General features: G+C 79.1%; 1 protein-coding gene. It reads left to right on the top strand.

Annotated features, from left to right (window positions below; translation table 11 throughout):
* Positions 1-737 (top strand): bifunctional RNase H/acid phosphatase (locus ACJA3G_RS37930; protein WP_406557535.1); only part of this gene is annotated, 737 nt, incomplete at its 5' end.
* Between the last annotated feature and the right edge of the window lie 65 nt (positions 738-802).

The following is an 802-nucleotide window of genomic DNA, read 5'->3' as shown; positions in this document are numbered from 1 at the left end:
CGGCACGAGCCCGGGCGGCTCTCGCGGCCCCGGCCGCCGCGGTCGCCACCGTCCCGGCGCCCACCCGCGGCGCGAGCGCGGCCCCGGCCGCCGGGTGGAGCGCGCCCGACCTGGGCACGCCCACCACGTTCGTCCTGCTGCGGCACGGCGAGACGGCGCTCACCCCCGAGAAGCGGTTCTCCGGCAGCGGCGGCACCGACCCGGAGCTGTCGGCCGCGGGCCGGCGCCAGGCCGACCAGGTCGCGGCGGCGCTCGCGGCCCGGGGCACCATCCAGGCGGTCGTCTCCTCCCCGCTGCGGCGCTGCCGCGAGACGGCGGCGGCGGTCGCGGGCCGTCTCGGTCTGGACGTGACGATCGAGCAGGGCCTGCGCGAGACGGACTTCGGGGCGTGGGAGGGGCTGACCTTCGCGGAGGTCCGCGAGCGCCACCCGGACGACCTCGACGCCTGGCTCGCCTCGCCCAAGGCCGCGCCGACGGGCGGCGGCGAGAGCTTCGCGTCGGTGGCGCGGCGCGTCTCGGCGGCCCGGGACCGGCTGCTCACCGCCCACGCGGGCCGTACGGTCCTGCTGGTCACGCATGTGACCCCGGTCAAGACGCTGGTGCGGCTCGCCCTGGGCGCCCCGCCGGAGTCCCTGTTCCGGATGGAGCTGTCGGCGGCGTCGCTGTCGGCGGTGGCGTACTACGGGGACGGCAACGCGTCGGTGCGGCTGCTGAACGACACGGCGCACCTGCGCTGAGAGGCGCGCGGCCGTCGGGCCGCGGACTGTCCGGGGGCGTGCGGTGTGCCCCTGGGGTCCGCGGC

It is taken from the genome of Streptomyces sp. YS-3, assembly GCF_045257485.1.
Classification (GTDB): domain Bacteria; phylum Actinomycetota; class Actinomycetes; order Streptomycetales; family Streptomycetaceae; genus Streptomyces.
This window is presented reverse-complemented; position numbering and strand designations above follow the sequence as displayed.